This window comes from Variovorax paradoxus EPS, assembly GCF_000184745.1.
Classification (GTDB): domain Bacteria; phylum Pseudomonadota; class Gammaproteobacteria; order Burkholderiales; family Burkholderiaceae_C; genus Variovorax; species Variovorax paradoxus_C.
Genome location: NC_014931.1, coordinates 4,426,223 through 4,448,224 on the forward strand (window position 1 = coordinate 4,426,223; position 22,002 = coordinate 4,448,224).

The 22,002-nt window shown below is 67.6% G+C and carries 21 protein-coding genes; 15 read left to right on the forward strand and 6 right to left on the reverse strand.

The features are described from left to right. Positions 1–39: 39 nt before the first annotated feature. The gene (locus VARPA_RS20465) at positions 40–783 is read right to left on the reverse strand and encodes an RNA methyltransferase (protein ID WP_013542484.1); all 744 of its coding nucleotides are present in this window, start codon (positions 781–783) and stop codon (positions 40–42) included. Positions 784–915: 132 nt separating this feature from the next. Between VARPA_RS20465 and VARPA_RS20470 the strand changes: the two genes are divergently transcribed. The 6 genes from VARPA_RS20470 to VARPA_RS20495 all read left to right on the forward strand — a co-directional run bounded on the left by VARPA_RS20470 (position 916) and on the right by VARPA_RS20495 (position 8,703). Continuing rightward, on the forward strand, positions 916–1,965 hold the full coding sequence (locus VARPA_RS20470) for an inositol monophosphatase family protein (protein WP_013542485.1): 1,050 nt from the start codon (positions 916–918) through the stop codon (positions 1,963–1,965). Further along, positions 1,965–4,214 (forward strand): FUSC family protein, encoded by a 2,250-nt coding sequence (locus VARPA_RS20475; RefSeq protein WP_013542486.1) that lies wholly within the window; start codon positions 1,965–1,967, stop codon positions 4,212–4,214. Before VARPA_RS20470 ends, VARPA_RS20475 begins: the two co-directional genes overlap by 1 nt. After that, a complete protein-coding gene (locus tag VARPA_RS20480) occupies positions 4,214–5,299 on the forward strand; it encodes a mechanosensitive ion channel family protein (protein ID WP_013542487.1) in 1,086 nt (361 codons plus the stop codon). The genes VARPA_RS20475 and VARPA_RS20480 overlap by 1 nt, the downstream gene beginning before the upstream one ends. Positions 5,300–5,375: 76 nt before the next feature. Then, a complete protein-coding gene (locus tag VARPA_RS20485) occupies positions 5,376–5,843 on the forward strand; it encodes a helix-turn-helix transcriptional regulator (protein ID WP_013542488.1) in 468 nt (155 codons plus the stop codon). A 10-nt stretch (positions 5,844–5,853) separates the two neighbouring features. Further along, a complete protein-coding gene (locus VARPA_RS20490) occupies positions 5,854–6,264 on the forward strand; it encodes a VOC family protein (protein ID WP_013542489.1) in 411 nt (136 codons plus the stop codon). Positions 6,265–6,297: 33 nt separating this feature from the next. Next, complete coding sequence (locus VARPA_RS20495; protein ID WP_013542490.1) at positions 6,298–8,703, forward strand: ATP-binding cassette domain-containing protein; 2,406 nt, start codon at positions 6,298–6,300, stop codon at positions 8,701–8,703. 33 nt (positions 8,704–8,736) lie between these two features. Here VARPA_RS20495 and VARPA_RS20500 read toward each other — a convergent pair whose 3' ends face one another. Continuing rightward, entirely contained in the window at positions 8,737–9,615 is an 879-nt protein-coding gene (locus VARPA_RS20500) for an AraC family transcriptional regulator (RefSeq protein ID WP_013542491.1), read from the reverse strand. 95 nt (positions 9,616–9,710) lie between these two features. Here VARPA_RS20500 and VARPA_RS20505 point away from each other — a divergent pair, with 95 nt between their 5' ends. From VARPA_RS20505 to VARPA_RS20515, 3 genes are all read left to right on the forward strand, one after another. Continuing rightward, positions 9,711–10,256: a carboxymuconolactone decarboxylase family protein gene (locus VARPA_RS20505; protein WP_013542492.1), complete on the forward strand. Its 546-nt coding sequence runs from the start codon at positions 9,711–9,713 to the stop codon at positions 10,254–10,256. A gap of 64 nt (positions 10,257–10,320) precedes the next feature. Continuing rightward, positions 10,321–10,890, forward strand: coding sequence for a redoxin family protein (locus VARPA_RS20510; RefSeq protein WP_013542493.1), 570 nt, complete (start codon positions 10,321–10,323; stop codon positions 10,888–10,890). 14 nt (positions 10,891–10,904) lie between these two features. Then, a complete protein-coding gene (locus VARPA_RS20515; RefSeq protein ID WP_013542494.1) occupies positions 10,905–11,612 on the forward strand; it encodes an MOSC domain-containing protein in 708 nt (235 codons plus the stop codon). Between the two features lie 51 nt (positions 11,613–11,663). On the opposite strand, the gene VARPA_RS20520 is transcribed toward VARPA_RS20515, so the two are convergent. Continuing rightward, a complete protein-coding gene (locus VARPA_RS20520) occupies positions 11,664–12,326 on the reverse strand; it encodes a suppressor of fused domain protein (RefSeq protein WP_013542495.1) in 663 nt (220 codons plus the stop codon). A 121-nt stretch (positions 12,327–12,447) separates the two neighbouring features. On the opposite strand from VARPA_RS20520, the gene VARPA_RS20525 reads away from it, so the two are divergent. After that, positions 12,448–13,224 (forward strand): YoaK family protein, encoded by a 777-nt coding sequence (locus tag VARPA_RS20525; protein WP_013542496.1) that lies wholly within the window; start codon positions 12,448–12,450, stop codon positions 13,222–13,224. A 32-nt stretch (positions 13,225–13,256) separates the two neighbouring features. Here the strand turns inward: VARPA_RS20525 and VARPA_RS20530 are convergent, their stop codons facing one another. Beyond that, complete coding sequence (locus VARPA_RS20530) at positions 13,257–13,805, reverse strand: MarR family winged helix-turn-helix transcriptional regulator (RefSeq protein WP_013542497.1); 549 nt, start codon at positions 13,803–13,805, stop codon at positions 13,257–13,259. A gap of 92 nt (positions 13,806–13,897) precedes the next feature. On the opposite strand from VARPA_RS20530, the gene VARPA_RS20535 reads away from it, so the two are divergent. From VARPA_RS20535 to VARPA_RS20545, 3 genes are read left to right on the forward strand one after another with little or no spacing between them, the layout of a single operon-like run. Beyond that, complete coding sequence (locus tag VARPA_RS20535) at positions 13,898–14,899, forward strand: Bug family tripartite tricarboxylate transporter substrate binding protein (protein ID WP_013542498.1); 1,002 nt, start codon at positions 13,898–13,900, stop codon at positions 14,897–14,899. Positions 14,900–14,946: 47 nt separating this feature from the next. Further along, positions 14,947–15,957 (forward strand): Bug family tripartite tricarboxylate transporter substrate binding protein, encoded by a 1,011-nt coding sequence (locus VARPA_RS20540; RefSeq protein WP_013542499.1) that lies wholly within the window; start codon positions 14,947–14,949, stop codon positions 15,955–15,957. A gap of 16 nt (positions 15,958–15,973) precedes the next feature. Beyond that, complete coding sequence (locus VARPA_RS20545; protein ID WP_013542500.1) at positions 15,974–17,293, forward strand: sulfatase; 1,320 nt, start codon at positions 15,974–15,976, stop codon at positions 17,291–17,293. A 20-nt stretch (positions 17,294–17,313) separates the two neighbouring features. Here VARPA_RS20545 and VARPA_RS20550 read toward each other — a convergent pair whose 3' ends face one another. Then, positions 17,314–18,246, reverse strand: coding sequence for a nucleotidyl transferase AbiEii/AbiGii toxin family protein (locus VARPA_RS20550; protein ID WP_041942974.1), 933 nt, complete (start codon positions 18,244–18,246; stop codon positions 17,314–17,316). Continuing rightward, positions 18,243–18,980 carry a type IV toxin-antitoxin system AbiEi family antitoxin domain-containing protein gene (locus VARPA_RS20555; protein WP_013542502.1) on the reverse strand — a complete coding sequence of 246 codons (738 nt, stop codon included), beginning with the start codon at positions 18,978–18,980 and terminating at the stop codon, positions 18,243–18,245. Before VARPA_RS20555 ends, VARPA_RS20550 begins: the two co-directional genes overlap by 4 nt. Before the next feature lie 204 nt (positions 18,981–19,184). On the opposite strand from VARPA_RS20555, the gene VARPA_RS20560 reads away from it, so the two are divergent. Continuing rightward, positions 19,185–19,574 carry a DUF2946 family protein gene (locus VARPA_RS20560; protein ID WP_013542503.1) on the forward strand — a complete coding sequence of 130 codons (390 nt, stop codon included), beginning with the start codon at positions 19,185–19,187 and terminating at the stop codon, positions 19,572–19,574. 101 nt (positions 19,575–19,675) lie between these two features. Continuing rightward, on the forward strand, positions 19,676–21,880 hold the full coding sequence (locus tag VARPA_RS20565) for a TonB-dependent siderophore receptor (protein ID WP_013542504.1): 2,205 nt from the start codon (positions 19,676–19,678) through the stop codon (positions 21,878–21,880). Positions 21,881–22,002: the final 122 nt, after the last annotated feature.

Genomic DNA, 22,002 nt, shown 5'->3' on the forward strand with positions numbered 1-22,002 from the left:
GTCTAAAGCCCGGTGTCTTCGCGTACTTTCGATGGGGTTTTAACTCGAAGAGCCGCCCTTTGGGCCTTTGGCGGTGTCAGTCATGGCCTTGGCGATGCCGCGAAGGATGTGGATTTCCTCGGGTGTCGGCTGGGCCCGGTTGAACAGCTGCTGCAGCCGCGGCATCAGCTTCTTCGGTGCGGCCGGGTCGAGAAAACCGATGTCCACCAGCGAGCGCTCCCAGTGATCGAGCATGCCCGCCACCGATTGCGCATCGGCCGCCTGCACGGGCGCCGTGGCATCGCGTACCTCGTAGCCGCCGAGCGCCAGCCGCCATTCATAGGCCACCACTTGGATGGCCGCGCCCAGGTTGAGCGAGCCGAATTTCGGGTCGGTGGGAATGCTCAGGGCGACGTTGCAGCGGTAGACGTCTTCATTGCGCATGCCGAAACGCTCGGAGCCGAACAGGAAGGCGACGTGCTGCGCATCGCCCTCTTTCGCCAGCGGCTCCAGGTGCTCCCGGGGCGTGCGCGTCGGCGGACCGAAGTCGCGCGGGATCATGGCCGTGGCGCACAGATGGGTCACGCCGTCGAGCGCTTCGTCGAGCGTCTCGACGATGCGGGCGTTGGTCAGCACGTCGAGCGCGCCGCTCGCGCGCTGGATGGTTTCTTCCCGCCGCAGCACGTTGGCCCAGCGCGGCGCCACCAGCACGAGGTCGTCGAAACCCATGGTTTTCATGGCGCGGGCGGCGGCGCCCACGTTGCCGGCGTGGCTGGTTTGGATCAGGATGAAACGGGTGCGCATGGGGGGTTTGGAGACACTAACGGGGCAGAGCCGGTAAAATGCCCGATTCTCGCCGCCCGCATCGCCGGGTCGCAGGGTCACCAAGAGCTCGCATTTTGGGGACCATTCCCACCGTTCTTCTCACAATCCAGAATGTCGTCCCCCAACCTGCATCCCATGCTCAATGTGGCCGTCAAGGCCGCACGCGCCGCCGGCGCCATCATCAACCGCGCCGCCCTCGACGTCGAATCGGTCCGCGTCTCGCAAAAGCACGTCAACGACTTCGTCACCGAAGTCGATCACGCCAGCGAGAAGGTCATCATCGAAACGCTGCTTGGCGCATACCCGGGGCACGGCATCCTGGCCGAAGAATCGGGCACCGAACACGGTGCAAAAGACTCCGATTACGTCTGGATCATCGATCCGCTCGACGGCACCACCAATTTCATTCACGGCTTCCCGGTCTACTGCGTGTCGATCGCGCTGTCGGTGCGCGGCAAGATCGAGCAGGCGGTCATCTATGACCCGAGCCGCAACGACCTCTTCACCGCCACCAAGGGCCGCGGCGCCTACATGAACGACCGGCGCATCCGCGTCTCCAAGCGCACCAAGTTGAGCGAGTGCCTGGTGTCCACCGGCTTCCCATTCCGCTCGGGCGACAACTTCAAGCAGTACCTGGCCATCATGGCGGACATGATGCCCCGCATGGCCGGCCTGCGCCGCCCCGGCGCCGCCGCGCTGGACCTGGCCTACGTGGCCGCCGGCTTCACCGACGCCTTCTTCGAAACCGGTCTCAACCCCTGGGACGTGGCCGCGGGTTCGCTGCTGGTCACCGAGGCCGGCGGCCTGATCGGCAACTTCACGGGCGAGCCCGAATTCCTCGAGCAGCGCGAGTGCCTGGCCGGCGCGCCGCGCATCTACGGCCAGATCGTGCCGCTGCTCGCCAAGTACTCGAAGTTCGCCAACGTGGACGACAAGCTGCGCGCCAGCGACCGCGTGCGCGCCGTCTCGGCCTCGACCAAGTCGAATGCCGACGACGCCTCAGTCGATCTCTACGCTCGCAGCACGGTGGCCGATTTCGCCGACGAATCCGCCGAGGGCGAAGCACCTGCCGTGGCCCCCAAGCCCGTGCAGCGCAAGCTCACGCGCATCCGCCGCGACGCCCCCACCAGCCCCTCCGAGGGCGACGCTCCCGCCAAGTGATGACGGGGCCCAGCGCAGCCGTCCGGGTCCGAGCCGCGTTGTGCATCGCGCTCAGCCACTACGTGGCGAGCGGGCTCACCGTCGCGCTCGGCCTGCTGTTCATCTCGGGCGGCATTCACTTCTGGCTCGGCACCATCGCCGCGTCGGCCGCCGCCACCGGCGTGATCGTCACCGCGCCGCCCGACCTGCCCGGCCCGCGCCGCGGCAAGTTCTTCCAGATGCTGCCGGCGCCGCTCATCGGGCTGCCGCTTTTCTTCGCGGTGCAGATGCTGCACACCGCGCCCATCCGCCTTGGCCTGCTGCTGGTGCCCGCCACCTTCATGGCTTTCCTCGCCATGGCCTGGGGCAAGCGCGGCATTCCCATCGCCATCGCGGTGATGTTCTCGATGATCTTCTCGATGGCCACGCCCGCGCCGGTCGACATGGCCGAGGCCATCCTGCGCACCTGGCACTTCGGGCTGGGCGCAGGGCTGTACGTGATCTGGGCGACGCTCGCCAACCTCGCTCTCAACGGGCGCTTTCGCACCCAGTCGGTGGCCGACGTGCTGTATTCGCTGGCCGCGCTCATGCGCACCGAGGCCGGCCAGTTCACCCCGCAGGACGAAACCCGCGACATCCGCGACACGCCCGCCCCGGTGCTCGGCCAACTGCTGCGAGAACAGGCCGCATTGGCCGACCAGTTGCAGGCCACGCGCGACATAGTCCTTGAATCCCCCCGCACGCCGCGCCGCCAGCGCCTGGCCGCCATGCTGGTGATCGTGCTGGAAATGCGCGACCAGCTGCTCGCGAGCGAGCTCGACCTCGACGCGCTGCTGGCCCACCCGGCCCATGCCGACGCGCTGATCGAAATGCGCCGCGTGCTCGAAGAACTCTCCGACGAAACCATCGCCCTCGCGGACGCGCTCATGCTGGGCCGCCACCCCGACCCGGTGACCGACCGCCGCCCGCGCCTCGCGGCCATCCACGTGACTGCGGACGACGAGCACCACCACGGCCATCCGAATCTGTCGGGCCCGACCGCCGCGATGCTCGCGCGCGGCCTCGCGAGCCGCATCGGCCACATCAACGACGAGGTGCTGCGCCTGTCGGCCATGGCGCGCGGCGATGCCGAGCCCAACCTCGCCGTGGTGCGCGCCAACTGGCAGCTCTTCGTGAGCCCGACCGACTGGACCTGGCGCCCGTTCTTCACGCTGTGGCGCTGGGACCAGCCGCCGCTGCGCCACGCGATCCGCGCCGCGCTGGCCATTGCCGCGGGCTATGCCATCGCGGTGTCGATGCCCTGGGGCTCGCACGACTACTGGATCTTGCTGACCATCGTCGTGGTGCTGCGCGGCAGCCTCTCGCAAACGCTGGAGCGGCGCAACGCCCGCGTGGCCGGCACGCTGCTCGGTTGCGTGCTCGCGGTGGGGCTGCTGTCGGCACATCCGTCGGCGCTGTGGCTGCTGGTCATCGTGACGGTGGCGCAGGCCATTGCCCACAGCTTCGCGGTGCGGCGCTACCTCATCACCGCGGTGGCCGCAACGGTGCTCGGCCTCGTGCAGGCGCACATGCTGAACACCGGCACCGCGCCCATCTTCGCGCTGTTCGAGCGCATCGCAGACACGCTCATCGGTGCCGCGCTCGCCTGGGGCTTCTGCTACGTGCTGCCCTCGTGGGAGCGCACGCAGATCCCCGCGCTGGTGGCGCGCGTGCTCACCGCGCAGGCGCGTCATGCGCGCCTTGCGCTCGGCCTCGGCCAACTGCAGGCCATCGACAGCAGCCCCGAGCTCGAATGGCGGCTCGCGCGCCGCGAGGCCTTCGACAGCCTCTCGGCCCTGGTTCAGGCCACGCAGCGCGCCCTCTCCGAGCCGCGCGCGGTGCAGCCGCCGCTGGAGCCGCTCGAGCACCTGCAGGCCCACAGCTACCAGATGCTCGCGCAGCTGAGCGCCGTCAAATCGATGCTCGTGCTGCGGCGCGACCGCCTCACGCCGGGCGAGGTCGAGGGCCCGCTCGCGCGCACTGCGCAACGAATCGAGGCCGCCATCGGAACTATGCCGACCACCGGCCCCTCTCAACCCGAGAGTCCGGGCTCCACCACGGTGGGCGGCCCGATTCCCCTGCCCGATCCGTTCGACAACGACATCAGCCCCTGGCTGCTGCGCCGACTCGACCTGGCGACGGCACTTGCCACGCAGCTGCGCGACGACGCGGCGCGGATTCTTCAACCTCTGAACGAGACAACAGAAGCAACAGCTACCACCACCGCCTGATGACCCACGAGATCCTTGCCCACCCCTGGTTCGGCACCTGGCTTGCCGTCCTCGTCGCCGTTCCGCTCGCCCTTCTTGTCCACCGCATCGGCGGCCTTGTGCTGCGCCGCATCACCCGGCCCGTGCCCGCGGTGCATGCGATGGTCGTCAACATCCAGCCGGCGGCAAGGCTGGCGCTGCCGCTCCTGGCGCTGCTGCTGGTGTTCCAGGCCGCCCCCGACGACCTGCGCTTCATTGCGAACGTGCGGCACCTCACCGGCCTGCTGCTCATCGCGGCCACCACATGGCTGCTGGTGCGCGCCATCAGCGGCTTTGCCGACGGCGTGCTCGCGCAGCACCCCTCGGACGTGGCCGACAACCTGCAGGCGCGCCGCGTGCTCACGCAAACGCGCGTGCTCGCGCGCACCGCGATGACGGTGGTCATGGTGGCCGGCGGCGCGATGATGCTCATGACCTTTCCGGGCGCACGCCAGGTCGGCGCGAGCCTTTTGGCCTCGGCCGGCGTGATCGGCATCGTGGCCGGTCTCGCGGCCAAGCCAGTCTTCAGCAACCTCATCGCGGGCCTGCAGATCGCGCTCGCGCAGCCGATCCGCATCGACGACGTGCTGGTGGTCGAAGGCGAATGGGGCCGTGTGGAAGAGATCACCGGCACCTTCGTCGTGCTCAAGATCTGGGACGAGCGGCGCCTCATCCTGCCGCTCAGCTATTTCATCGAGAAACCGTTCCAGAACTGGACGCGCCATTCGGCGCAGCTGCTCGGCTCGGTGTTCATCTACCTCGACTACGGCATGCCGCTCGCACCGCTGCGCGCCGAGGTCGAGCGCATCGTGAAGGCCGCGCCCGAATGGGATGGCCGCTTCTTCAACCTGCGCGTGACCGACACCACCGAGCGCACGATGCAGGTCCGCGTGCTCTGCACCGCCGCCACCTCGGGCCTGGCCTTCGACCTGCGCTGCAGCGTGCGCGAAGGCCTGATCGAATTCATGCAGCGCGAGTACCCGCAGTTTCTGCCGAAGATGCGCATCGAGGCCGATCCGGCCGTGGCTGGCAGCTCGGCCACTTCGCCCGCGCTGGCCGGCGCCTGACCGGCCGACTCCGAAGGTTCGTAGCCGCGCTGCGGGCGACTTGAGCGCGCCGGCGCACCGTGGCACGATCCCGCGGATGACCGGCAGACCCACCGAAGCGCAGCAACTGCGCGACCTCGCCACGCTGCGCCGCGTGCGCGACCGCATCGATCGCGAATACACGCAGCCGCTGGACGTCGAGACGCTCGCGCGCGATGCGGGCATGTCCGCCGGCCACCTGAGCCGCCAGTTCCGCATCGCCTACGGCGAACCGCCCTACGCCTACCTCATGACCCGGCGCATCGAGCGCGCGATGGCCCTGCTGCGCCGCGGCGACATGAGCGTGACCGAGGTGTGCTTCGCGGTCGGCTGCGGGTCGCTGGGCACCTTCACCACCCGCTTCACCGAACTGGTCGGCGTGCCGCCCGGCGTCTACCGCCGGCAGGACGCGAACACGACCGAGGGCATGCCGTCGTGCGTGGCGAGGCAGGTGACGCGACCGATCAGGAATCGAGAAGCGCCGGCGCCACAGCCGGAATTAGCATCGCGGCCCGAACCCAACTAGCACCATTGCCATGGACATCACCATCCACTCGACCTTTCTTCCCCACAGCGACGCGGAGACTTCGCTGGCCTTCTACCGCGACACACTCGGCTTCGAGATCCGCAAGGACGTCGGCTACGGCGGCATGCGCTGGATCACCGTCGGCCCCGTCGGCCAACCCGGCGTTTCCATCGTGCTGTACCCGCCGGCCGCCACGCCCGGCATCACCGACGAAGAGCGCCGCACCATCGCCCAGATGATGGCCAAGGGCACCTACGCCACGATGCTTCTGGCCACCCAGGACCTGGACGCCGCCTTCGCGAAACTGCAGGCCGCCGACGCAGAGATCGTCGAGGAACCGACCGAGCAACCGTATGGCGTGCGCGATTGCGCGGTGCGCGATCCGGCGGGCAACATGATCCGCATCCAGCAACTGCGCTGAACCGCCCGACAAAAAGAAAACGATGGAGACCCGATGAGCAGCAGCAAAGCCCCGAAGAAGGACACGCCGAAGCAAACGCCGAAGACCACGCCCCACGCCGCCGACCACCACGACATGATCCGCGTGCAGGGCGCGCGCGTGAACAACCTCAAGGACATCAGCGTCGAGCTGCCCAAGCGCCGGCTCACCGTGTTCACCGGGGTCTCCGGCTCGGGCAAGAGCTCGCTCGTTTTCGGCACCATCGCCGCGGAGTCGCAGCGGCTCATCAACGAAACCTACAGCGCCTTCGTGCAGGGCTTCATGCCGACGCTCGCGCGGCCCGAGGTCGATGTGCTCGACGGCCTCACGACCGCGATCATCGTGGACCAGGAGCGCATGGGCGGCGACCCGCGCTCCACCGTCGGCACCGCGACCGATGCCAACGCGATGCTGCGCATTCTCTTCAGCCGCCTCGGCAAGCCGCACATCGGCCCGCAGAGCGCCTTTGCCTTCAACGTGCCCTCGGTAAAAGCGACCGGCGCCATCACCGTGGAGCGCGGCGCCAGCAAGACGGTGAAGCAGACCTTCAACCGCACCGGCGGCATGTGCCCGCGCTGCGAGGGCCGGGGCGCCGTGACGGACTTCGACCTGACGGCATTCTACGACGACAGCAAATCGCTCAACGAAGGCGCGCTCACCATTCCGGGCTTCAGCATGGAGGGCTGGTACGGCCGCATCTTCAACGGCTGCGGCTTCTTCGACCCCGACAAGCCGATCCGCAAGTTCACCAAGAAAGAGCTCGATGCGCTGCTTCGCATGGAGCCGACCAAGATCAAGGTCGATGGCATCAACCTCACCTACCAGGGGCTGATTCCGCAGGTGCAGAAATCATTCCTCGCGAAGGACGTCGATGCGATGCAGCCGCATATCCGCGCCTTCGTGGAGCGCGCCGTCACCTTCAGCACCTGCCCCGAATGCAACGGCACGCGGCTGAGCGAAGGCGCGCGGTCTTCCAAGATCAAGAAGATCAACATCGCCGACGCCTGCGCGATGCAGATCAGCGACCTCGCCGAATGGGTGCGCGGCCTCGACGAACCCTCGGTCGCGCCGCTGCTCGAGAAGCTCGCGCACACGCTCGACTCGTTCGTGGAAATCGGTCTCGGCTACCTGAGTCTCGACCGCCCCTCGGGCACGCTCTCGGGCGGCGAGGCGCAGCGCACGAAGATGATCCGCCACCTCGGCTCCTCGCTCACCGACGTGACCTACGTTTTCGACGAGCCGACCATCGGCCTGCATCCGCACGACATCCAGCGCATGAACAATTTGCTGCTGCGGCTGCGCGACAAGGGCAACACCGTGCTCGTGGTGGAGCACAAGCCCGAGGCCATCGCGATCGCGGACCATGTGGTGGACCTCGGCCCTGGCGCGGGCTCAGCGGGCGGCACCATCTGCTTCGAGGGCACGGTCGATGAACTCCGCGCGAGCACCACCCTCACCGGCCGGCATCTCGATGACCGCGCCACGCTCAAGAAGAAGGTGCGCACGCCCAGCGGCAAGCTGCCGATCCGTGGCGCAAAGGCGCACAACCTGCGCAACGTCAGCGTCGACGTGCCGCTCGGCGTGCTCGTCGTCGTGACCGGCGTGGCGGGCTCGGGCAAGAGCTCGCTCGTGCATGGGTCCATTCCCGCAGGCGCGGGCGTGGTGTCGGTCGACCAGGGTTCGATCCGCGGCTCGCGGCGCAGCAACCCCGCGACCTACACCGGGCTGCTCGATCCGATCCGCAACGCCTTCGCCAAGGCCAACGGCGTGAAGCCCGCGCTCTTCAGCGCCAACTCCGAAGGCGCCTGCCCTGCGTGCAACGGCGCGGGCGTCATCTACACCGACCTCGCGATGATGGCCGGCGTGGCCACGGTCTGCGAGGAGTGCGAAGGCAAGCGCTTCCACGCCTCGGTGCTGGAACACAAGCTCGGCAAGCGCGACATCAGCGAGGTGCTTGCGATGTCCGTCACCGAGGCCACCGAGTTCTTCGGCGCGGGCGATGCGCGCACCCCGGCCGCGCACGCCATCCTCGAACGGCTCGCCGACGTCGGCCTCGGTTACCTCAGCCTCGGCCAGCCGCTCACCACGCTCTCGGGCGGCGAGCGGCAGCGGCTCAAGCTCGCCACGCACATGGCCGAGAAAGGCGGTATCTACGTACTCGACGAACCGACCGCCGGCCTGCACCTCGCCGATGTCGAGCAACTGCTCGGCCTGCTCGACCGGCTGGTGGATGCGGGCAAGTCGGTGATCGTGGTGGAGCACCACCAGGCGGTGATGGCGCATGCGGACTGGATCATCGACCTCGGGCCCGGCGCGGGGCATGACGGCGGGAAGGTCGTGTTCGAAGGCACGCCGGCCGAGTTGGTCAAGGCGCGCGCCACGCTCACGGGCAAGCACCTCGCGGCGTACGTGGGCGGCTGACTCCGCAGCAACGGCACGGGCGCGCTGGCCTGGCTAGGACTGCCGCGCCAGCCACTCGCGCGGCGATGCGCCCAGCTTCTGCGCAAAGAGCCGGGACAGCGCCGATGCGTTGGCATAGCCGAGTTCGTCGGCCACCGTCTTCACCGATGCGCCGCCGCGCAGTGCGGCCTGCGCAATGGTCAGGCGCCAGTTGGCGAGGTAGTCCGCCGGCGTGGCGCCCACCACCGCCTTGAAGCGGGCGGCGAAGGCGCTGCGCGACATGCCCGCCTTCGCGGCCATCTGCTCGAGCATCCAGGGCTCGCCGGGTTGCTCGTGCAGCGCGACGAGCACGCGCGCGAGTTGGGCATCGCCGAGCCCCGTGAGCAGCCCTGCCGGCAGCCCGGCCTCCTGCGGATGATCGAGCAGCCAGCGCAGCAACTGGATCAGCACCACCTCGAAGAGCCGGTCCGCCAGCAGCCGGTGCCCGCACTGCACCCGGGTGGTCTCCGCGAAAAGCAGTGCGAGCGACTGTTCGAGGCCATCGACTGCGTGCAGCGGAAGCCGGATCAGCGCGGGCAGCGCACGCACCAGCGGATGCGCGCCGCCGCCCTCGAAGTCGAGCGTGGCGCAGACGAAATCCGATCCTTCGGATGGGGCGTTGTGGAAATCGTGCGCGAGCGGCCGCGGGTAGAAAAGCAGGGTCGGCTCCTTCACGACCACCTTGCGCGGCACGCCCGCGCGCGCCCGATGCGTGACGACCATCTCGCCGCGGCGCAGCACATGCAGGAAGCCGCGCCCTTCCTTGGCGGCGAAGGTCGTCACGCCGCACAACGGACCGGCATGGAACAGGTGCGCGCGCACATGAAAGCGCTCCAGCAAGGCTGACAGACGATCGAGAGGCGGTGCGGCGGCGGCGGCAGCGACGTTTGGCATTGGACGAAAAGGTATCTTATATGGACAAAATCATCCAAATCATACGCCGCCCGCGCAGACACTCGTTCCATCACATCACTTCAAAGGACCGCACCATGTCTCGCATCGAACTCGTCTCCGACACCGCAGCCACCGGCGAAGCCAAGGCCCTGCTCTCGCAGATCCACGGCGCCTTCGGCGCAACGCCCAACATGTTCCGCGCCGTTGCCAATTCACCGGCGGCGCTCAAGAGCATGTGGGGCGCGTTCGGCGCACTCGGCGGCGGCGTGATCCCCGCGCAACTGGGCGAGCAGATCGCCGTGGCCGTGGCCGACCGCAACGCCTGCCACTACTGCCTGGCGGCGCACACCGCGCTGGGCCGCAAGGCCGGCGCGTCGGCGGCGGACATGGCGGCCGCGCAGGCCGGTGAATCGGCCGACCCGCGCACGGCCGCGGCGCTGCGCTTTGCGCTGAAGCTCGTCGACGCGCGCGGCCAGGTCGATGCGGCCGACGTGCAGGCACTGCGCGCAGCGGGCTTCGACGACGCGCACATCGTGGAGATCGTGGCGCACGTGGCCTTGAATCTCTTCACCAACTATGTGAACGTGGCGCTCGAGGTGCCGGTCGATTTTCCGGGCGTGAAGCTGCGCACGGCCGCCTGACATCCACTGATCCACTGATCCACTGATCCACTGCGCCCCCGGCCTCGAAGAAAGGAGCCCCGACATGTTCACAACTCTCGCCGAAGCACCGGCCCTGCAGGTCAGCCGCTGGCTCAACACCGAGGTGCCCCTCACGCTTGAATCGCTGCGCGGCCGGGTGGTGGTGCTGCATGCCTTCCAGATGCTGTGCCCGGCCTGCGTGTCGCACGCGCTGCCGCAAGCGAAGAAGACGCGCCAGCTCTTCGCGGCCAGCGACGTGGCCGTGATCGGGCTGCACACGGTCTTCGAGCACCACGACGTCATGACGGCCGCGGCGCTGGACGCGTTCGTGCACGAATACCGCTACACCTTTCCGATCGGCATCGACACCCCTTCGCAAGGCAGCATTCCGGCCACCATGCGCGAATACCAGCTGCAGGGCACGCCGAGCACCGTGCTCATCGACAGGCGCGGCCGCATCCGGCTGAGCCACTTCGGGCTGCTGGATGACATGGCGCTCGGCGGCGCCATCGGACAGTTGGCGGCGGAGGATGCACCCACGGCGCTGGCGGCAGACCCGTCGAACCAGGCGCCGTCCGCCTTGCAGGCCGCCGGACGTTGCGACGACGATGGGTGCCCCACCGGCGCCACCTGAAGGAGCCCGAACGCATGAGGCTGTCCGCTTGCCCCATCGACGCGCTGCTCGTTGGCGCCGTGGCCCCGCTGCCCGATGGCCGCTCGCCAAGCGGCATCCGCAAGTCCGCCACCGACCGTGCGCTGTGGCTCTCGCCGACCGGCCTGCAAGGCGATGCGCAGGCCGACCTGCGCGTTCACGGCGGCCCCGAGAAAGCCGTGCACCACTACCCGCGGGAGCACTACGCGCATTGGGCTTCGCGCAGCGGCCGCGCCGACCTGCTCGCCAACGCCGGTGCATTCGGCGAGAACGTCTCCACGCGCGGCTGGGACGAATCGAATGTCTGCATCGGCGATGTGGTGCGCCTGGGCGAGGCACTGGTGCAGGTGTCGCAAGGCCGCCAGCCTTGCTGGAAACTCGATGTGCATTTCAGCGAGCCCGGAACGGCGCGCGAAATGCAGGCGAGCGGCCGCACGGGCTGGTACTACCGCACCCTGGAGCCCGGCTGGGTGCGCAGCGGCGCAGAGGCGACGTTGGTCGAGAGGCCCCATCCGCAGTGGCCCTTGTCCCGCCTCATCGCGCTGCTGTTCTCGCGCGATGCGCGCTTTGCGCCCGAATGGGCACTGGCCGCCGAATTGCCGGCGCTCGCCGAGCGCTGGCGGCGAACGTTCGGCAAGCGCGTGGCGTCCAGCAGCGTGGAAGACTGGGAGCCCCGGCTGCGCACGCCACCGCCGGAGGCGTGATCCCCGCTCGGCGGCAAGCAACTCGCGGCGTACGCCGGCAACCGGTTGGCTTCAGGCGACGGCCTTGCGCCCCGGGTCCGTCACCGGAAAGCCGCCGTGCACTTCGAGCAGCCGCACCAGCGCTTCCGAGCTGTGCGCCTTGGCCCAGTCTTTTTCTGAATCGGTGATGCCGACCACATGCAGGAAGTCGAACTTGCCCGAGGCCAACTGCGCCGTGGCGGGGTAGTGCTTCGGCTCGGCCAGCACGATGTTGCGCAGGCCCACTGACCCCTTCGCGCGGATCACATCGCCCATCGGAATGCGGTCGCCGTAGTCGAGCAGCGGCTTGTCTTCGCCGAAGCGCCCGTGTGCGAGCAGCACGTTGAAGGCCAGCACCCGGCGCAGGAGCTTGATCGTCCACTGGTCCTCGGGCTGCGAATGCACCTCGATGACCAGCTCGGAGCCGAGCCATGAATAGTCCTCGGGGTCGTATTCGTCGGGCTCCGTTTCCCAAGGTGTCGACCCACCGGAGGTGACGTAGAGCCACGAGTTGCGCGCGGGCGTCGGCTCGAACTCGAACACGCCCAGGTGCAGCCAGGCCGGGTCGATGTCCTCGGCGCCGAGCGACGAGAAAACATCGAAGTCCAGCACGTAGATGCCGCTGCGCTTGTCCCCGAACAGCTGCGGGTAGAGCGTTTCCTCGCGGTACGCCCAGACTTCTTCCATGGAACTCATCGGCTTCTCCTTCTTGTCAGTGCCCTGTCCGGGCAGTGCCCTGTCCGGGCCGGCCAGAGCATAGGCTGAGAACCGGACCGAAGGCCGACAATGGAAGCCTCCACCCCAGCGCCCCATCCCCATGCGAAGACTGCGCTTTCTCACCAGCCGGCACCGCACGCCCTCGACCAACCGGGCGCTGGGCCTGCTGCTGGCCTTCAATGCCGGCGCGGTGAACGCGGGCGGGTTCCTGGTGCTGCACATGTACACCTCGCACATGACCGGCTTCGCCTCTCAACTGGCCGATGGGCTCGTGCTGGGCAACACCCGGCTGCTGCTCAATGCGCTGGGAGCCGTGCTGGCGTTTCTCTCGGGCGCGGCCGTGTGCGCGGTGCTGGTGAACTGGGGGCGGCAGCAGCGCCTGCACAGCGTGTATGCGCTGCCGCTGCTGCTGGAGGCCGCGTTGATGCTTCCCTTCGGCCTCATGGGCGCCGTGACCCTCACCTGGGCCACGCCCTTCGCTGTGCCGCTCACCGTGCTGCTGCTTTCCTTCATCATGGGCCTGCAGAACGCTGTCGCCTCCAAGACCTCCGGAGGCAGCATCCGCACCACGCACATGACCGGCAACATCACCGACCTGGGGATGGAAATCGGCAAGCTGCTCTACTGGAACCGCAAGCCCGACAGCACTTCCACGACCACACACGCCGTGCGACACGACCGCAGCCGCATGCGCAGGGCCGCGGGGCTCATCGCCATGTTCGTGCTCGGCGGCGTGGTCGGCGCGCTCGGCTTCACGCACGTGGGGTTCGTGTGCGTGGTGCCGTTGGCGGCGCTGCTGCTCGCGCTGTCGGTGCCGCCGTTCATGCGGGATCTGCCGCGCAGCGGGTTGCGGGTTCGGTTCGGCAAGACGCCTTAGCCGAGTGGATCGCGACCGGTTCACGCGTCACGTCACGGCGACCGGGACGAAGATGGACTGCTGCTGCTCGCCCCTCGCCGCCCCCGATCCGCCTTCGGCAAAACGGCCTCCTGCACCATCCGCTCGGCCTTGGCCTGCAGCAGATTCAGCGACGCATCGAAGCGCGCCGCATCGTCCGCATCCAGCGCCTTCATCAGGTCGCCATTGATCTTCGTCACCAGCGGGAAGAGCGCGTCGTACAGCGACTGCCCCGCTTCGGTCAGGCCCAGCTGCACCTGCCGCCGATCACCGGCCTTGGCCACCCGCGAGATCAGTTGCTTTGCGACCAGCGAGCCCACCGCCTTCGAGGTGCGCGCCCGGTCCAGTTGCGCATGCTCGGCCAGTTGCGACGAGCTCAGTTCGCCTCGGCTGGCCAGCACCGCGATCAACCGCCACTCGCGCCGCGTGATGCCGAAGCGCCCTTCGCACAGCCGGATCACCATGCTCCCCGCCACCGAAAGCAGCCGCGACATCCGATAGAGCAGCAGGTCGTCGAGCGGGCGGCGTGGCGCGGCAGCATCGACTGTGGCGGCGGCGGGCATCTGGGGTTAGTCCGGGGTATGGTTGATTAGATCAATCGACTGTAGCGTCTCTAAAGTCGTTCGCCATCGACCGAGAACCCGGAGAACCGCCCATGCCCAGCAGCAGCCTTGCCTTCGACCGCCGCCATGCACTCGCCGCATTGGGCGGCCTGGCGCTTGCACCGCTGGCCGACCTTGCGCATGCGCAGCCAGCCTTCGTGCCCGGCCAGCCCATCAAGGTGCTGATCGGCGTGCCGGCCGGCGGTACGCAGGACGTGCTGACCCGCGCCATCGCGCAGCAGGTGCGCGACTCGCTCGGCCCGCTCATCATCGACAACCGCTCGGGCGCGGCGGGCCGCATCGCCGTGGAAGCGGTGAAGACCGCGCCGCCCGACGGCCACACGCTGCTGCTGGGCACGGCCAGCATGATGACGATGTTCCCGAGCGCGTACCGCAACCTCTCGTACGACCCGGTGAAGGACTTCATTCCGCTCCTGAACGCGGCCCGCTTCGAACTCGCGCTCACCGTGCACAAGGACGTGCCCGCCAACACGCTTCCCGAATTCATCACCTGGGCCAAGGCACAGGGCGACAAGCTGAGCTTCGGCTCCTACGGCGCGGGCACGCCCTCGCACTTTCTCGGCGAAATGCTCAACCGCGCGGCCGGCTTGAAGATGGTGCACGTGCCCTATCGCGGCTCCACGCCCGCGCGGCAGGACCTGATGGGCGGCACCGTGCCCGTGTACTTCGACACCGTCGGCGGCGCGCAGCAGATGCTGCCTTCGGGCCGCGTGAAGGTGCTGGCCACCAGCGGCGAGAAGCGCTCGCCGCTCATGCCCAACCTGCCGTGCTTCGTGGAGGCCGGCTACAAGGACGTGGTCGCGACCGCATGGTTCGCGTACTACGCACCGCTGAAGACGCCACCGGCCATCGTCGACAAGCTGCGCGCCGAACTCACCCGCGCCGTGAACACGCGCGAGGTGCGGCAGCTCCTGCTGCAGAACGGCATGTACCCCATCGCCGACGGCAGCGACGCACTTTTGAAGACCATGCGCGAAGACACGACACGCTGGGCCGGCATCATGAAGGCCGTGAATTTCCAGGCGAACGATTGAAGACGACCGAAGACGACCGAACAACTGAACGAGGAGGAACCTAGACCATGCTGAACCCCAACCAACCCATCACCCGCGGCCTTACCCGCGGTGTCACCCGCCGCGCTGTCGGCCTGCTGGCCGCAGCCGGCCTCATGGCGACCATTGCGATCGGCGCGAACGCGCAGACGCTCGACAGCCCCCTGCACATCGTCGTCGGCTACGCCCCCGGCGGCGCCACCGACCGCGTGGCGCGCATCGTCGGCGAGAAGCTGGGCGCCAAGCTCGGCGTGCCCGTCATCGTCGACAACAAGCCCGGCGCGGGCGGGCGCCTTGCGGCGCAGCAGGTCAAGCTCACGCCCGCCCACCAGAACGTGCTGATGCTCGCCAACCCCGCCGTGATGGTGGTTGCGCCCCTGGTCTTCAAGGACAACAACTACGACGCCGAGCGCGACTTCGTGCCCGTGTCGTACGTCAACGCCTACGACTTCGCGCTGGCCGTCTCGCCCACCCTGCCCGTGCGCGAACTCCCCCACCTGCTCGCGTGGATGCGCGCCAATCCGCAGCAGGCCAACGTGGGCGTGCCCGCCACCGGCAGCCTGCCGCACTTCTTCGGCCTGATGGTCGGCGAGAAGGCCAGGGTGCAGACGCAGGTGATCGGCTACCGCGGCTCCGCGCCGCTGTTGAACGACCTCATCGGCGGCCAGGTGCCCATCGCCGTCGATACCGAGGACGTGGTGATCCCGCAGCACAACGCGGGCAAGCTGCGCATCCTCGCGCTCTCGGGCGAAAAGCGCTCGCCGTTCGCGCCGAACATCCCGACCTTCAAGGAAGCGGGCCTGGACCTCGCCGCCACCGGCTGGAACACCTTCTTCGCGCCCGCCACCATGCCCAAGGACAAGGTCGAGCGCCTCGCCGCGACCATCCGCGACGTGATGCAGGACCCCGACACGCAGCGCAAGTTCAAGGACTCGGGCATGACGCCCGTGGTGAGCTCGCAGGCGCAGACCATCGCGATGCTCAAGGCCTACAAAACGCAGTGGGCGCCCGTCGTCCAGAAGTCGGGCTACCAGCCCTGAACCTCATTCGTTATCCATGACCAGCAGACCCAACATCATCTTCATCGTCGCCGACGACCTCGGCTATGCCGACCTCGGCTGCTACGGCGGCCGCGACGCCGCGTTCGGCCCCGTCTCGCCCGTGCTCGACGGCCTGGCCGCGAACGGCCTGAAGCTCACGCAGGGCTATGCGAACTCGCCCGTGTGCTCGCCCACGCGCTTCGCGATGATCACCGCGCGGTATCAATACCGACTGCGCGGCGCGGCCGAAGAGCCCATCCGCAGCAGCAGCCGCGGCAGTACCACGCTGGGCCTGCCGACCGACCACCCCACGCTGCCCTCGCTGCTCAAGGCCAGCGGCTACCAGACCGCGCTCATCGGCAAATGGCACCTGGGCTATCCGCCGCACTTCGGTCCGCTGCGCTCGGGGTATGACGAATTCTTCGGGCCCATGTCGGGCGGCGTCGACTACTTCACCCACTGCGACTCCGCCGGCCAGCACGACCTGTGGTTCGGCGAAGAGGACAAGAAGGAAGACGGCTACCTCACCGACATGCTTTCGAAGCGCGCCGTGGACTACGTGGAGCGCATGGCGAAGCAGGAGCAACCGTTCTTCCTCAGCCTGCACTACACCGCCCCGCACTGGCCCTGGGAAACGCGCGACGACGCCGAGAAGGCGCCCGCCATCAAGGACAACCTCTTCGACCTGGCCGGCGGCAACATCCACGTGTACCGCCGCATGATCCATCACATGGACGAAGGCATCGGCTGGATCATGGCCGCGCTGCAGAAGCACGGCATGTCCGACAACACGCTCGTGGTGTTCACCAGCGACAACGGCGGCGAGCGCTTCTCGGACAACTGGCCGCTCGTGGGCGGCAAGATGGACCTCACCGAAGGCGGCATTCGCGTGCCATGGATCGCGCACTGGCCCGCCGTGATCGCCAAGGGCGGCGAAAGCGCGCAGCTTTGCATGACGATGGACTGGTCCGCGACCATGCTCGAAGCCGCCGGCGTGAAAGCCGATGCGAACTACCCGCTCGACGGCGTGTCGCTGATGCCCGTGCTGAAAGACGCGAAGCAGAGCTTCCGCCGCCCGCTGCACTGGCGCATGAACCACCGCGGCCAGCAGGCGATGCGCGACGGCGACTGGAAGTACCTGAAGGTCGACGGCAACGAGTACCTGTTCAACATTCCGGCCGACGAACGCGAACGCGCGAACCTCGGCAAGAAGGAGCCCGAACGGCTGGCCGCGATGCGTGAAGACTGGCTCGCGTGGAATGCGACGATGCCGGCGATTCCGGAGGATGCGACGGTGAGTTTGGGGTATTCGGTGAAGGACATGCCGCAGCGTTGAACTTCACACCCAACCGGGAGCTACCTGGCCTCTCCGAGGCCTGAAATCTTCTCGGCCAGTTCGCGCGATTGCTCCTCGAACTTGGCCGGGTTCAACTCTTTCAGCTTCGCCAGGTTCTGCAGCTTCCATTGAATCGCGGGCATCGCGCCAAGGTGCGCGATGCCCATGCGGTGCCATTCCGGCGCAGCGTTGGCAAGGGTCACGAGAAATGCGCGCTCCTCGGCATCAAGTTCCTTGTGGAGCGTGGCAATCATCTGGTCTCGCGCTGCGAGCAGTGCATCCAGTTCGACAGGCTCGGTGGTCATGCCCTGGAAGTTGGCCTGAAATTCGGTGCTCACATCGCGCAGCCGTGGAAACAAGACCTCATGAATCGGCCTCTTGTGGCTTGCGAGGTAGACCACGAATGCGCGCCGGATGCCGCTCGTGATGCCTTCGTTCTCCAGCAACTGCATCACATCGAACAGATCCCGTGGGTGCTGCCGGTCCATGGCTGCGACGAGCTTGCCGCCATAAACATCGTCAAGCGACACCACCGGGATATCCAACTCCGCCTGGAGTACTTCCTGGGCTCTGGGTGCGAGCCCCATCACCGAGACGGGCTTCACGGTCCCTCGCATCACGTAGTTGACTTCCACTTTGACCTCAGCGTCGTCGCGTTTCACGAAGAGCTTGGTTTCGTCAGCAGCCGGCACGCCGGAGAGATGCGTCCGGAATCCCTTGGCCTTGAGTGCATCGGCAGCCTTGCCAAGCGAATCCTTGATCTTCCTGAGCGCCGCATCGCGCGACAGCGTGTGATCCGGCAACACAAGATCCAGATCGACCGACAGCCGCGGCATGTCTCGCACGAAGAGGTTGATGGCGGTGCCGCCCTTGAGCGCAAAGGTTTCGTCGGCGAAGACGAACGGCGCAACCTGGGTCAGCAGGCGCGCTGTCTTGAGATAGAGGTCGTTCACGATTTGAGGATCAGCAGTCCGTCGTTGGTTCTGGAGACCCATGGCCGACTGCCGCCGGTGGGCAGGCTCGCCGGGTCCAGCTTCTTCGCCCATGGCAAGGACAATTCGCGGCCGAGGCGAAGGCATAGGCGAACCGTTTTCACGTTGGTGCAATCGCGCAGAAGTTCGCCGAGCACGGAGGATCGCAAGCTGTACGTGCCCTCTGCCAATTCGCGCGCCTCCGACAACGGCTGGCGCGTGCCGACCTCACTCAGCATCTCCAGAAATGCGCGCTCCGGGGCCGAGACATTCGGCCCGTTGGCACGGCCTTCGAACGGGCGTGCGTACTGCATGCCCGACGTGTCGCTGCGAAAGAGTTGCTTGCGGTGGTACTCCGCGGGAAAGACCTCGGTGAACCACTCCGGCAGCCTGGCCGATTTGAGGCCATAGAGGTGCAGCCTTGGCGCCTGCGAGACGTAGTGGCGTATGCCATGCCAGTCCAGCGCGGACTTGCCGCCCACGTGGAGCCCCGGTATCTGGCGTTGGAGCAGCAGCAAGCTGGGGTCTCGCTGCAAGGGAGCGTCAGGACGGCAATACACGCCGCGCGCCAGACGCCGGAGCCACCCCGCCCGCACGTAGTGAACGGCCAGGTCGGCGGAGATGCCCTCCAGCGCCAGGTCTTCGCTGGTGACAGGTGTTCCGCCCGGCACTTGAGCCATCAGCGAATTTATTTTTGATCGACTTGTCGTAGTCACACTACGATTATTCAGATAATTTCAAATCGCCGCAAGATTTTGATTTGATCGACTTGTCGTAGTCTCACTACGACAAGTCGAATAAAACGAAATCACACAACGCCCCCGCGCTACCCGGCATTGATGCCGCGCCATCTGTGCGCGCCTTACGTTGCTGCGAGTTTCAGCGGTTTTTCGCGCCGGTATGATCCAACGCCTCCCGTCATGCCGCTTCGCCCCCTCCCGCTTCAACGCCTCCTCCGTCTCCTGCTGCTGGCCGTGTTCTTCAACGCGGCCATCGGCATGCCTTTGCACGAGGCCGGCCATATGCGGGAGGCCGTCGAGAGCATGGCGCAGGCAGCCGGCCTCGACACCATCGCAGACGACGCAGCATCGGAAGCGGACGCCCCGGCGCATGGCGACCAGGAAAACCACAGGGTCTGCGAATGCTGCCTGGCCCATGTGCACTTTGCGGCGGCGCCCGCGCGGTTGCCAGCCGCGCTCGAGGTGGTGCAGACCACCGCACTGCCGCGCGCCCCGCCCGGCATGGCCTTCGAGCCCTTTGCGGGCCGCTGGCCCTTCGCTTCGCGCGCGCCTCCGAACGCATCGACCTGACATTCCGCCGCCCTTGACCTGAAGGGCAGCGGCTCGTTTGTTTTTTGCGCGGCGCCCGGCTCTTCGAATGCACGGCGGCGGCGTGCAGTCGATTGCCATTCATGACTTCCTTTGATCTCGCACGCGCGAACAGCCGCGTCTTTCTGTTTCGCCGTCTCCCGCTCGCGCTGGCGGCCTCGGCGCTTTTTTCCGGACAGGCCATGGCCCAGTCAGCAGATGCACCTCCTGCACCCGCTGCATTACCTGCACCTTCCGCAGCCGCACAAGGGCAACTCACCACCGTCGAAGTCGTCGGCCGCACCGAATCGGGCGCTTATCACGCGGACGAAGCGGCCGGCGCCAAGAGCGACCTGCCGCTGCGCGAGCTGCCGCAGTCCGTGCGCATCGTCACGCGGCAGGCCATCGACGACCTGGGCGCCACCAAGCTGGACGACGTGCTCGACTACGTGGGCGGCGTCTCGCGCCAGAACAACTTCGGCGGGCTCTGGGACAACATCGCCATCCGCGGGCTTCCGGGCAACGAGAACACCGGCATGGCGACGCTGTTCAACGGCTTCTCCTCGAACCGCGGCTTCAATGCGCCGCGCGATCTGGCCGGCGTGGAGCGCATCGAATTCCTCAAGGGCACGGCTGCCGCGCTCTACGGCAGCAGCGAACCCGGCGGCACGCTCAACATCGTGTCCAAGCGGCCCTTGTGGACATCGGCCAACGCCGTCGAGGTGTATGCCGGTAGCCAGGGCCTCAAGCGCGGTGCGCTCGACCTCACCGGGCCGATCGGCGGGAACTTCGCCTATCGCCTGAACGTGGCGGCCGAAGACCGCGACAGCTTTCGCGACCACGTGGGCGCCCGGCGCGAAGTGGTCGCGCCCGCCTTCACCTGGAAGCTGGGCCGCGACACGGTGCTGGAGTATTCGGGCGAGTACCTGCGCCATGCCACGCCGTTGGACCGGGGCGTGGTGGCAGTCAACAACCGGCTGGGCGCCGTGCCGCGCAGCCGGTTCTTCGGCGAGCCGGCGGACGGCGACGTGACGGTGAAGAACCAGACGCACCAGTTCATCCTGTCGCACGAATGGAATTCGACGTGGCGCAGCCGGGTGGGCCTGTCGTACCGTGAGACTTCGCTCGACGGTTTTTCCACCGAGCCGACGGCACTGCTGGCCAACGGCAACCTCACGCGGCAGCGGCGCTACCGCGACTACAGCTCCAAAGACATCGCACTGCAGGCCGAACTGCAGGGCAACGTGAAGACCGGCGGCATCGAACACGAACTGCTGTTCGGCGTGGAGAGCTTCCGCTTCGACATGGACACGCTGATGCTGCGCGCGAACCCCACCGCCGCACGGCCCTACGCCATCAACATATACAACCCGGTGTATGGCCAGCGCCAGCCGATACCCACCGCCAACACCGACACGCTGGAGCACCAGAAGAACACCGCGCTCTATGTGCAGGACGCGATCAGGCTGTCACCCGAATGGCGGCTGGTGGCGGGCGTGCGCGCGGACAACTACAGCCAGTCGCTCCTGAACCGCAGAAACGCCACCACCGCTCGCCAGGAGCCCTCGTCGACCTCGCCGCGCATCGGCTTGAGCTGGCTGCCGACGCCGCAATGGACCGTGTATGCCAACGCAGGCCGCTCGTTCAGGCCGAACACCGGCTCGGACGTTTCTGCCAACGGCTTCGCGCCCGAGACCGGCCGCTCGCTGGAGCTGGGCACCAAGTGGGAGAGCGCCGACCAGCGCATGGGCGCCACCGCCGCGCTGTTCGACATCCGCAAGCGCAACGTGCTCACCTCCGACCCCGCCAACGCGGGCTACTCGGTGGCGGCTGGAGAAATACGCAGCCGCGGCCTGGAGTTCGACTTCTCGGGCCAGATCTCGAAGCACTGGCGCCTCACCGCCAGCCTGGTGCTCAACGACGTGGAGATCACGCAGGACAACACCCTGGAGGCGGGCGGGCGCCTTCTCAACGTGCCGCGCGTCAACGGCAGCGTGCTCGCGGTGTACGAAGACGGCCTGGCCAACGGCCAGCGCTACGGCATCGGCGGCGGGGTCACGCACGTGGGCAGGCGGCTGGGCGAAGCGCGCACGCAGGCCGAGGCCAAGGCGGGCAAGCCCGCGTTCGACCTGCCGGCCTACACCACCGCCAAGCTGGTCGCGTACTGGCGAATCAACCCCACGCTGCGCCTGACGCTGGACGTCGACAACCTGTTCGACAAGACCTACTACGCGAGCTCGTACAGCCGCGTGTGGGTCACGCCCGGCACACCGCGCACCGTCACCCTCGGCCTGCAGGCCAAGTTCTGAGATGAAACTTACCCCCAGTCTTCGCGCACTTCGTGTCGCTTCGCCAACCCCCTTTCAGGGGGCGACACCAGCGGCCCGGCAAAGCCGGTTCCGCGGTGTCTCCCGACTGGATCGCGGCAGTT

Bases quoted from the DNA above. Each gene is read 5' to 3' on its own strand.
- VARPA_RS20530 (WP_013542497.1), bottom strand. From the start codon at position 13,805: ATGCCCGCCGCCGCCACAGTCGATGCTGCCGCGCCACGCCGCCCGCTC.
- VARPA_RS20515 (WP_013542494.1), top strand. From the start codon at position 10,905: ATGAGGCTGTCCGCTTGCCCCATCGACGCGCTGCTCGTTGGCGCCGTG.
- VARPA_RS20520 (WP_013542495.1), bottom strand. From the start codon at position 12,326: ATGAGTTCCATGGAAGAAGTCTGGGCGTACCGCGAGGAAACGCTCTAC.
- VARPA_RS20500 (WP_013542491.1), bottom strand. From the start codon at position 9,615: ATGCCAAACGTCGCTGCCGCCGCCGCCGCACCGCCTCTCGATCGTCTG.
- VARPA_RS20490 (WP_013542489.1), top strand. From the start codon at position 5,854: ATGGACATCACCATCCACTCGACCTTTCTTCCCCACAGCGACGCGGAG.
- VARPA_RS20475 (WP_013542486.1), top strand. From the start codon at position 1,965: ATGACGGGGCCCAGCGCAGCCGTCCGGGTCCGAGCCGCGTTGTGCATC.
- VARPA_RS20565 (WP_013542504.1), top strand. From the start codon at position 19,676: ATGACTTCCTTTGATCTCGCACGCGCGAACAGCCGCGTCTTTCTGTTT.
- VARPA_RS20505 (WP_013542492.1), top strand. From the start codon at position 9,711: ATGTCTCGCATCGAACTCGTCTCCGACACCGCAGCCACCGGCGAAGCC.
- VARPA_RS20470 (WP_013542485.1), top strand. From the start codon at position 916: ATGTCGTCCCCCAACCTGCATCCCATGCTCAATGTGGCCGTCAAGGCC.
- VARPA_RS20465 (WP_013542484.1), bottom strand. From the start codon at position 783: ATGCGCACCCGTTTCATCCTGATCCAAACCAGCCACGCCGGCAACGTG.
- VARPA_RS20560 (WP_013542503.1), top strand. From the start codon at position 19,185: ATGCCGCTTCGCCCCCTCCCGCTTCAACGCCTCCTCCGTCTCCTGCTG.
- VARPA_RS20545 (WP_013542500.1), top strand. From the start codon at position 15,974: ATGACCAGCAGACCCAACATCATCTTCATCGTCGCCGACGACCTCGGC.
- VARPA_RS20535 (WP_013542498.1), top strand. From the start codon at position 13,898: ATGCCCAGCAGCAGCCTTGCCTTCGACCGCCGCCATGCACTCGCCGCA.
- VARPA_RS20510 (WP_013542493.1), top strand. From the start codon at position 10,321: ATGTTCACAACTCTCGCCGAAGCACCGGCCCTGCAGGTCAGCCGCTGG.
- VARPA_RS20485 (WP_013542488.1), top strand. From the start codon at position 5,376: ATGACCGGCAGACCCACCGAAGCGCAGCAACTGCGCGACCTCGCCACG.
- VARPA_RS20525 (WP_013542496.1), top strand. From the start codon at position 12,448: ATGCGAAGACTGCGCTTTCTCACCAGCCGGCACCGCACGCCCTCGACC.
- VARPA_RS20495 (WP_013542490.1), top strand. From the start codon at position 6,298: ATGAGCAGCAGCAAAGCCCCGAAGAAGGACACGCCGAAGCAAACGCCG.
- VARPA_RS20480 (WP_013542487.1), top strand. From the start codon at position 4,214: ATGACCCACGAGATCCTTGCCCACCCCTGGTTCGGCACCTGGCTTGCC.
- VARPA_RS20540 (WP_013542499.1), top strand. From the start codon at position 14,947: ATGCTGAACCCCAACCAACCCATCACCCGCGGCCTTACCCGCGGTGTC.